Annotated in this window: 9 protein-coding genes; 8 read left to right on the forward strand and 1 reads right to left on the reverse strand. The window is 33.8% G+C overall.

Annotation, left to right across the window (positions count from 1 at the left end):
• The 7 genes from ACIQ2Z_RS11705 to ACIQ2Z_RS11735 all read left to right on the forward strand — a co-directional run.
• Window positions 1–188, forward strand: a 188-nt coding sequence (locus ACIQ2Z_RS11705) for a DUF6495 family protein (protein ID WP_396184335.1), incomplete at its 5' end; no start/stop codon positions are given.
• A gap of 36 nt (window positions 189–224) precedes the next feature.
• The gene (ligA, locus tag ACIQ2Z_RS11710) at window positions 225–2,225 is read left to right on the forward strand and encodes an NAD-dependent DNA ligase LigA (RefSeq protein WP_396184336.1); all 2,001 of its coding nucleotides are present in this window, start codon (window positions 225–227) and stop codon (window positions 2,223–2,225) included.
• A 118-nt stretch (window positions 2,226–2,343) separates the two neighbouring features.
• The gene (locus tag ACIQ2Z_RS11715; RefSeq protein ID WP_396184338.1) at window positions 2,344–3,270 is read left to right on the forward strand and encodes a toxin-antitoxin system YwqK family antitoxin; all 927 of its coding nucleotides are present in this window, start codon (window positions 2,344–2,346) and stop codon (window positions 3,268–3,270) included.
• A gap of 270 nt (window positions 3,271–3,540) precedes the next feature.
• Complete coding sequence (locus ACIQ2Z_RS11720) at window positions 3,541–3,810, forward strand: type II toxin-antitoxin system RelE/ParE family toxin (RefSeq protein ID WP_396184340.1); 270 nt, start codon at window positions 3,541–3,543, stop codon at window positions 3,808–3,810.
• Window positions 3,811–3,837: 27 nt separating this feature from the next.
• Window positions 3,838–4,122 carry an addiction module antidote protein gene (locus tag ACIQ2Z_RS11725; protein ID WP_396184341.1) on the forward strand — a complete coding sequence of 95 codons (285 nt, stop codon included), beginning with the start codon at window positions 3,838–3,840 and terminating at the stop codon, window positions 4,120–4,122.
• Between the two features lie 316 nt (window positions 4,123–4,438).
• Window positions 4,439–5,368 (forward strand): hypothetical protein, encoded by a 930-nt coding sequence (locus ACIQ2Z_RS11730; RefSeq protein WP_396184342.1) that lies wholly within the window; start codon window positions 4,439–4,441, stop codon window positions 5,366–5,368.
• A 161-nt stretch (window positions 5,369–5,529) separates the two neighbouring features.
• Window positions 5,530–6,063 (forward strand): hypothetical protein, encoded by a 534-nt coding sequence (locus ACIQ2Z_RS11735; protein ID WP_396184344.1) that lies wholly within the window; start codon window positions 5,530–5,532, stop codon window positions 6,061–6,063.
• Window positions 6,064–6,204: 141 nt separating this feature from the next.
• Here ACIQ2Z_RS11735 and ACIQ2Z_RS11740 read toward each other — a convergent pair whose 3' ends face one another.
• Complete coding sequence (locus ACIQ2Z_RS11740) at window positions 6,205–7,245, reverse strand: virulence RhuM family protein (protein ID WP_396184345.1); 1,041 nt, start codon at window positions 7,243–7,245, stop codon at window positions 6,205–6,207.
• 361 nt (window positions 7,246–7,606) lie between these two features.
• Here ACIQ2Z_RS11740 and guaB point away from each other — a divergent pair, with 361 nt between their 5' ends.
• Window positions 7,607–9,079 (forward strand): IMP dehydrogenase, encoded by a 1,473-nt coding sequence (gene guaB, locus ACIQ2Z_RS11745; RefSeq protein WP_396184346.1) that lies wholly within the window; start codon window positions 7,607–7,609, stop codon window positions 9,077–9,079.
• Window positions 9,080–9,280: the final 201 nt, after the last annotated feature.

The following is a 9,280-nucleotide window of genomic DNA, read 5'->3' on the forward strand; positions in this document are numbered from 1 at the left end:
TGACTTCCAAAGGATTGGAATGGATGGTCAATAACTTGTTTACCGATGCCATTGATATTCACGTCGGCAAGAAAAAATATGAGTCAGAAAAAAGCACCGCTATTTTTGACATCATTCAACAAGGAGCAATTTTAAGTGACGGACAATTGTACCAACAAATTGATAAAATAGTCAACGCAAAACCTTAGTACCTTAGCACCTCAGAACCTCAGCACCTCAAAAAGATGGATATCCAAACCAAAATTCAAACCCTTCGAAACGAACTCAACCAGCATAACCACAACTACTATGTGTTGGATAAACCCACTATTTCTGATTTTGAATTTGATCATTTGTTGAAAGAATTGCAAGAACTGGAAAACCAGCATCCGGAGTTTTTTGATGAGAATTCACCAAGTCAGCGAGTAGGAGGAAGCATCACCAAAAATTTCAATACGCTGGTTCATGAACACCGCATGTATTCCTTGGACAATTCCTATTCCACCGAAGATTTGATGGATTGGGAAAACCGTATTCAAAAGATATTGGGGAATGTTGACTTGGACTACACCTGCGAATTAAAATACGACGGAGCTTCCATCAGCATCACCTATGAAAATGGAACGTTGAAAAAAGCAGTTACCCGAGGTGACGGATTTCAAGGTGACGAGGTGACGAACAATATCAAAACGATACGTTCGATTCCGTTGCAATTAAAAGGAAATTTTCCACCAAAATTTGATATTCGAGGTGAAATAATTCTCCCGTTTGCCGGATTTGAAAAAATGAATCAGGAATTGATTGAAATTGGTGAAACCCCTTATTCCAATCCACGAAATACAGCCTCCGGTAGTTTGAAGTTACAGGACAGTTCCGAAGTAGCCAAACGTCCACTAGAGTGTTTGCTTTACTTTATCGTTGGAAATAATTTACCCTTCCAAACCCAATTTGAAGGATTGCAAGCTGCCCGAAACTGGGGTTTTAAAGTCCCAAGTCAGGCAAAATTGGCCAAGAACATGCAGGAAGTGTTGGACTATATTTCGTATTGGGATGTGCATCGCCATGATTTGCCTTATGAAACGGATGGTGTGGTTATTAAAGTCAACAGTTTGCAACACCAAGATGAGTTAGGTTATACAGCCAAATCTCCTCGATGGGCAATTGCCTATAAATTCAAATCGGAACAAGTTTCCACCCGATTAAATTCCATTTCGTATCAAGTGGGAAGAACGGGAGCAATTACACCGGTGGCCAATTTAGAACCGGTGCAATTGGCGGGAACCATTGTAAAACGTGCTTCTTTACATAATGCCGACCAAATTGAAAAGTTGGACATTCGAGTGGGAGATATCGTTTTTGTAGAAAAAGGAGGAGAAATTATACCTAAAATTATTGCGGTTGCTCAGAGAGGCAATGAAACCGAACCGACACAGTACATTATCCATTGTCCGGAATGTCAAACCGCTTTAGAACGAAAAGAAGGCGAAGCCAATCATTATTGTCCGAATTTTTACGGGTGTCCACCACAAATAATAGGCAGAATCCAACATTACATCACCCGAAAAGCGATGGATATTGAAGGTTTGGGTGGTGAAACAGTCGCTTTATTGTATCAAAACGGCTTAGTGAGAAATTATGCTGATTTGTATGATTTAAAAATCGAACAAATTCTTCCGTTGGAACGAATGGCACAAAAAAGTGCTGAGAATTTAATCAACGGCATTGAAAAATCGAAAGAAGTACCGTTTGAACGCGTTTTATATGCGTTGGGAATTCGCTATGTAGGCGAAACAGTCGCTCAAAAATTAGCCAAACACTACAAAAGCATTGATGCGATTGCGAATGCCACTTTGATGGATTTGATTTTAGTGGATGAAATCGGTGAGAAAATCGCTCAAAGTGTCATTGATTTCTTTGAAAATCCTGAGAACAGAAGTACTGTGGACCGACTCAAAAACGTAGGTGTTCAATTGATGATGGATGAATCAAAATCAACAGTTGTCAGTTCCGTTTTAGAAGGAAAAATCTTTGTAGTTTCCGGTGTTTTTGAAAAATTCTCTCGTGATGATTTGAAAAAAGCCATTGAAGATAATGGTGGAAAAGTAGGCAGTTCCATTTCTGCCAAAACAAATTTTGTCATTGCAGGGGATAATATGGGTCCGGCAAAATTGGAGAAAGCCTCACAGTTGAAAGTACCGATTATTAGTGAAGATGATTTTTTGGGGATGATTGGGAATGAGATTTAAATTTGGGAAAGGAGCTTATAAATCGTACGATTAAAGATTTGATATTTTTTGAGTAATACTTGAAATTTTATGAGTAATATGCTTTATAGAGGTTGTAATTATTTTTAAAAAAACTAAAATGAAATCGATTCAAATTTTATTTATTTTCTTTTTTCTTATCTCTTGTAAAGACGATATAAATAGTAAAAAATATAGAAATTCAAATTATGTTTACTATATTTCAAATGAATCAAAAGGGGAATGGCGTTTAATAAATGATAATGCTGAAAATAATTACAAGAAAGGAGATGAAATATATTATTTCTTTGATAATGGTGATAAATATGGTAAAATTAAAATCATTGATGAATACGCAAATAGAATTGAATTTTTTTACAATAATGATACAATAGTTGAGGAAATTAGATATAAAAACGATCAAGAATTTGAGAAGTTAAAAAAAGACGGTTTTCATGTTGAATATGTTAGTAGTAAAGGTGAAGTTTTAGCAGAAGGACTAATTAAAAATAACAAAGAAATGGGTTTATGGAAAGATTTTTATGAAAATGGAAATTTATTACGAGAAATGAATTTTAAAAATGGCCTACGAAATGGAAATTTTACTGAATATTATGAAAATGGAAAAATCAGGTTGAAAGGAAAATATTGGAATGGAAAAAAAACAGATACTTTGACATGGTATTACGAGAATGGCTCTATTAAACAAAAAGAGATTTATGTGGTTGATACTATAAAGGTAATATGTGTGGGTCACGCCAAGTATTACTTTATGAATGGAAAAGAATATAAATCAATTCCAATAGTAAATTGGCAACGTGAAGGTATTGCTAAAATTTATTATGAAAATGGAAATTTGCAGTATCTGACAGAATACAAGAATGACAAAATGGACGGAATTGCAAAAGGGTTTAATGAAAATGGGAAAATTAATTATTCGGGAAGTGCAAAAGACAGTTTGAAAGATGGAAGATTTAATTATTTTGATGAAAAAGGTGAATTGATAAATTCAGAATTTTATAGAAATGGAAAGTTAATGAATAATTAAGGAATTATTTAAGGAATAGTTCCTTAACAGCACAATCCCCTAGCCCGTATTGCAGCGGAAATCCCGCTCTTCGATGGTATCCAGACCTCGAAGAAATTGACTTTATCTTTGTAAGCAATACATTTAATTTTTAGCGAAGTTCCAAAAATCGAATCGTAATTTAAAACATCCAAAAATTTTAATTAACTTTGTATCTAACTAGATACAATACGCATGTTTTTGATTGAAAAAACACAAGTATTTGATATATGGTTGCAATAGCTAAAAGATTTGAAAGCAAAGGCAAAAATTTTGTTTCGAATTCAGAAGTTAGAATTGGATGAACACTTTGGAGATTGCGAACCGGTTGGAGATGGCATTCGCGAATTGAAAGTGAATTTTGCCAAAGGTTATCGAATTTATTTTAAAGAAATTGACGGAAAAATAATTGTTCTCTTAATTGGTGGTGATAAATCGACCCAACAAAATGACATCAAGAAAGCTAAGGAATTAAGCAAAGCGTTTCACGAACACCAAAAAAAGATTAAAACGCGTGAGTAAATTTGGAAAAAATTAAATACTTAAAAAATGGACACTACTAAATTTGATATTGCAGACTATTTAGATAGCAAAGAAATGATTGCAGAATATCTCAATATTGTTCTTAAAGAAGGAAACGATGCTGATATTATTAATGCTATTGGTCATGTGGCAAAAGCGATTGGAATGACGAAAATTGCAGAAGAAACAGGAATGAGTAGACCGAGTTTGTACAAAGCCTTATCTGATGGAGCAAAACCACAATTTGCGACAATAATGAAAGTTTTAAAAGCAATTGGCGGACAAATTCAAGTGAATCCAATTTCTACGTAAATAATAAAATTACAACAAGACAATGAAATATAACTGAAGTTTTCATTGTTCGGATTAAAGAAAAGGCTTGATTAAATTTATTAAGGAACTCAATTGGGAGTTGTTAATAGTAGTGAAGATGATTTTTTGGGGATGATAGGTAATTCGAATTAACTGAAAGTTAGATTTATTAAAAATGTAAGAAAAAAGAACAGTATTTTGTAAAAAAATCAATAAAGTTGTATAAATTTGATGATAATTACATTTTTACGTACAAGGTTTGACCAATTAGCCGTAAAAAAATGAAAATTAAATATATAACTGAAAACATTTTACCATGAAGAATCATCTTAAATTACTTTTATTGGCTTTAACTTTAATTTATAGCTGTAATTCTGACGACTTAAACGAAGAAGTGATTAATGAAGTGCCTAGTAGAAATAAAATTGATTTAAAGATAAATGATGTACAACCTGTAAACTCCATAAGAAATTTATCCGCTTCATTTTGTTGTGATAATAAAATTTCTGTAAGTTTTGAACATTGGGTTTCAGCTTCTAATGGTTCAGGAAATGGGGGTTCAGCTTTTAATTTATCATTAGATAAGAATGGAAATTTATTAGGTTTATGGTATAAAGACTATACACATCCAAATAACTGGTTTTATAGTCCATATTTTACACCGGTTTCTTCTTTAACTATTGAAAACTTTCAATTTATCGAAAATCAAATTTTGAAATTTAAGATTAGCGGTCAATTGTTTAAACAAACCGTTAATTTTTATGCTGAACCTGAATTTGTTACATTAGATGCAACAATTGAAATTAAAGATTTTACACAATGTATTTGCAGTGCTTTTTTTAGCAAAGTTTCAAATATTGATGGTTTTATTTTTGATTCGGTAACTAAAACGCAACTAGGAAACGACATAAAATACTTTACCTATTCAAATAATGGTTATCATTTAGAATTCTTAAATTTTGATGAATCCATCCGAAGTATGCCGCTAGGTGTTTATGAATTCAATGAAACATCAACATCCCATCGAATTGATTTTAGAAAATTTATTGGAGTTCCAAGAGCTTTTTCAAATTCAATTATTCCTCAAGAGTGGTTAAAATATGAAACATCCGGTAGTTTTGAAATTATTGAAAGACAACAAATTGGAAGTGAAACAGTAACAAAGGTTAAATTCAATTTAACAGCAAAACATAATAGCGAAGTAGTTTTTCAGATTACTAACGCACTTTTAGAAACACAAATGTAAAGGGTTGCACTACTAGTAGCAGGCTTTTTGCAGAAGCCTTTAGAAAAAATTTTGGTATTTTGTAAGAAAGTCAGTAAAGTTAAATTAATTTGATGTTATTAATTAGTTGTGGTTAAGCGTGAAAAACAAATAGCTGAATGGAAAAGAAAAAAAAGTAAAAAATGATAAAAAAAAATGGAATTTTACTTATTCTATTAGTTTTAAATAGTTGTTCAATTTTCGATGAACCGGAAACTGGAGTCGAAAAATTACCACCAATAACTCAAACCGGAAGATGGAGTTTTGGTTGTTTAGTAAATGGTAAAGCAGTTAGAATAACAAACTCTTCCTTGATGCGAGCTGAAACTCAACAAGATGTTTTTATAATTCGATTTACTAAAACAGTAGATAACAAATTATGGGCTGAAAATCTAAAACAATTTGAATTTAGAATGACTGACCCTTTAGAAATCGGAATTGAATATGATTTAACGAATGCAGGTATTTATAAGTTACAGTATATCGAATACTTAAACGATATGCCTAATTGTATTTATGAACCTGAAAATATCACATCTGGAACGTTGACATTTTCAAATATTGACCGAATTAATCATATAGTATCTGGAACATTTGAATTTGAAACAGTAACTCAAGATTGTGATACTATACGAGTGACCGATGGCAGATTTGATTTACGTTACTATCCTTATTAAATAAAAAACCCATGAACCAGCTTTTCGATGGTCCAATGACCACGAATCAAACATAATTGTAGCTGAAAGACGTAGTTACTTTGGTGACTTCACAACAGCTTCAAATCAAAAAAACAACTCTTTGCATTCTATATTCTGACACTATTTTGTTTTGTTGTCGATTAGTTTAGACATTTCTTTATCAAAATCGGAAATATAATTTTGGTCTTGAATCACACGGAATTTATCGTATTCACTTTCAGCTTTTAATTTGGCTTCAAGCATAGATATTTTTCCATTGTCTTTTAGAATAGGAAAATCTGCTAATTCTAAAAATTGTATTAAGAAACTATCCCAGTCGCTCATATTCATCACTTGTCTGTTTCTTGCTCTATTTTCTGCTAAGTCTAAGTAGGAAGTCACGATTCTTTCTAATGCTTTTATGTGTTCAACATTCAAATAGTTTTTGGCAACAATTACGTCGCTTTTTATTATTTTGCCATCGGGTGCTTGTTTCCAAGTTTTTAAACCCATATAAATTTTAGTAGCGTCAGCTTCAGTATAAATAATTTCGGCAGCTGTTTTTCCAGTTATTGCCCAATGTAATTTGTTTTGAACACTAGTAAAAAAATGTTTTGTTACATCTGCTTTACTATCATAATCGGCTGATAAAGCATAAATGTCTGTTATTTTTTGGTATAAACGTCTTTCACTCAGTCGAATTTCTCTTATTCTTTCCAACATTTCTTCGAAGTAATCTTCTCCAAAATGTTTGATTTGTTTTAAACGCTCATCATCCATTGCAAATCCTTTGATGATATATTCATGCAGAATTTCAGATGCCCATTTTCTAAATTCAATTGCTCGGTGAGAATTCACTCGATATCCTACAGCTGTAATAGCTTTTAGATTATAATATTTTACTTCTTTGTCTTGTGTTAAACCACCTACAGCACCGTGTTGAGTGGTTTGTCGGAAAAACCGACAAACCACTTCCTCGTTCAACTCTTTATCTTCAAATATTTTTTTGAGGTGTTCAGTAATTGTTGAACGTCCTTTTTCAAATAATTCAGCAATACGTTTTTGTGTGAGCCAAAGTGTTTTGTCTTGAAAATAAACGTCAATATTAACTTTGCCATTTTCAGTTTCAAAAATCACAAAGTTATTTAAAGGTTGCAGGTTACTTTCTTGGTTGTTGTCCATTTTTTATTTTCTTATTTTTTACACTCGCTACTAAAGTAATTTTTTTTTGAATATACTTGATCGATTCGAATATAAAAATAGCAATCAAATTTGGAACACAAAAGAAATTATTATTTTATCGCTTGCGATTTCTAGTAATTAAAACGTCTTAATTACCACGATTCCCTAGCCCGTATTGCAGTGGAAATCTTTGTGCAGTTGCGGTTTAGTTTTTTCTTAAAAGCGGGAAGCGACCAACGGAAGCTCTCCCGATTTTTTAGAAAAACAAACCGGAACAAACAAAATTGGAGCGAAAAGACGGAATTGCTTCTAATAAAAAAAAAACGTATATTTGCACGCAATTTAACTACAAATTGCAATCATGAAAGCACACGAAACAAAAATCGTTGGAGAGGGTTTAACCTATGACGATGTTCTGTTGATTCCCAATTATTCAGAAGTTTTACCACGCGAAGTAAGCATTCAATCAAAATTTTCACGAAATATTACCCTTAACGTTCCGATTATTTCGGCCGCGATGGATACCGTGACCGAAAGTTCTATGGCAATCGCGATGGCTCAAGAAGGTGGCATTGGTGTTTTGCACAAAAACATGACCATTGAACAACAAGCGGCGAAGGTTCGTAAAGTCAAACGTGCGGAATCCGGTATGATTATCGATCCGGTAACTTTGCCTTTAACAGCGATTGTGGGTGATGCAAAAGCAGCGATGCGTGAATATGGTATCGGAGGAATTCCTGTAGTAGATGAAAACGGGACTTTAAAAGGAATCGTAACCAATCGCGATTTGCGTTTTGAGAAAGTCAACACTCGCTCTATTTTAGAGGTGATGACGACAAAGAATTTAGTGACAGCCGCTGAAGGAACAACCCTTCAAGAAGCAGAAGGCATTTTGCAACAAAATAAAATTGAAAAGTTACCTGTAGTTAATAAGGATTTCAAATTGGTTGGTTTAATTACTTTTAGAGACATCACAAAACTGACTCAAAAACCGATCGCCAACAAAGACCGTTTCGGACGATTACGTGTCGCAGCCGCTCTAGGCGTTACACCAGACGCTTTAGAAAGAGCTACTGCTTTAGTAAATGCCGGCGTAGATGCAGTGATTATTGATACGGCTCACGGACATACCAAAGGTGTCGTAACTGTTTTAAAACAAGTAAAAGAAAAGTTTCCTCATCTTGACGTAGTAGTTGGAAACATTGCCACAGCTGAAGCGGCAAAATATTTAGTAGAAAACGGAGCCGATGCGGTAAAAGTAGGTATCGGACCCGGTTCTATTTGTACCACACGTGTGATTGCAGGTGTTGGTTTTCCACAATTTTCTGCGGTGTTGGAAGTGGCCGCGGCTATCAAAGGAAGTGGAGTACCTGTGATTGCTGATGGAGGTATTCGTTACACAGGTGATATTCCAAAAGCTATTGCAGCAGGAGCCGATTGTGTCATGTTAGGTTCGCTTTTAGCAGGAACAAAAGAATCTCCGGGTGAGACGATTATTTTTGAAGGACGTAAGTTTAAATCCTATCGAGGAATGGGTTCTGTGGAAGCGATGCAAGAAGGTTCAAAAGACCGTTATTTCCAAGATGTGGAAGACGATGTGAAGAAATTAGTTCCCGAAGGAATTGTAGGTCGTGTTCCTTACAAAGGTGAATTAAACGAAAGTATGCAACAATTTATTGGCGGATTAAGAGCCGGAATGGGTTATTGCGGAGCAAAAGATATTCCAACATTACAAGAAACCGGACGTTTTGTTCGAATTACAGCCAGTGGAATTGGCGAAAGTCATCCGCACAATGTGACGATTACCAAAGAAGCTCCGAATTATTCGAGGTAAATTCTGTTTTTTTAAACAAATAAAATCATTAAGGTATTAAGTTTGATTAAGATTTCTAAGCTTAATGGAACTTGATGCCTTTGTTTTCAAAAGACTAGAGTGTTAAGTTTAAACAGGATTACCTTCGGTGAGCCTGAAAGGGGGAAACCTTACCCAAAACAAAAACTCCCAATACTTACAAAAGCGAATTTATGCTATTTA

Origin of the sequence: Flavobacterium sp. (assembly GCF_044361015.1) — a bacterium.
Lineage (GTDB): Bacteria > Bacteroidota > Bacteroidia > Flavobacteriales > Flavobacteriaceae > Flavobacterium.

What these genes read in the sequence shown, in the direction of transcription:
- ligA (WP_396184336.1), top strand. Translation starts at nt 225, where the DNA reads ATGGATATCCAAACCAAAATTCAAACCCTTCGAAACGAACTCAACCAG.
- ACIQ2Z_RS11715 (WP_396184338.1), top strand. Translation starts at nt 2,344, where the DNA reads ATGAAATCGATTCAAATTTTATTTATTTTCTTTTTTCTTATCTCTTGT.
- ACIQ2Z_RS11725 (WP_396184341.1), top strand. Translation starts at nt 3,838, where the DNA reads ATGGACACTACTAAATTTGATATTGCAGACTATTTAGATAGCAAAGAA.
- ACIQ2Z_RS11730 (WP_396184342.1), top strand. Translation starts at nt 4,439, where the DNA reads ATGAAGAATCATCTTAAATTACTTTTATTGGCTTTAACTTTAATTTAT.
- ACIQ2Z_RS11735 (WP_396184344.1), top strand. Translation starts at nt 5,530, where the DNA reads ATGATAAAAAAAAATGGAATTTTACTTATTCTATTAGTTTTAAATAGT.
- ACIQ2Z_RS11740 (WP_396184345.1), bottom strand. Translation starts at nt 7,245, where the DNA reads ATGGACAACAACCAAGAAAGTAACCTGCAACCTTTAAATAACTTTGTG.
- guaB (WP_396184346.1), top strand. Translation starts at nt 7,607, where the DNA reads ATGAAAGCACACGAAACAAAAATCGTTGGAGAGGGTTTAACCTATGAC.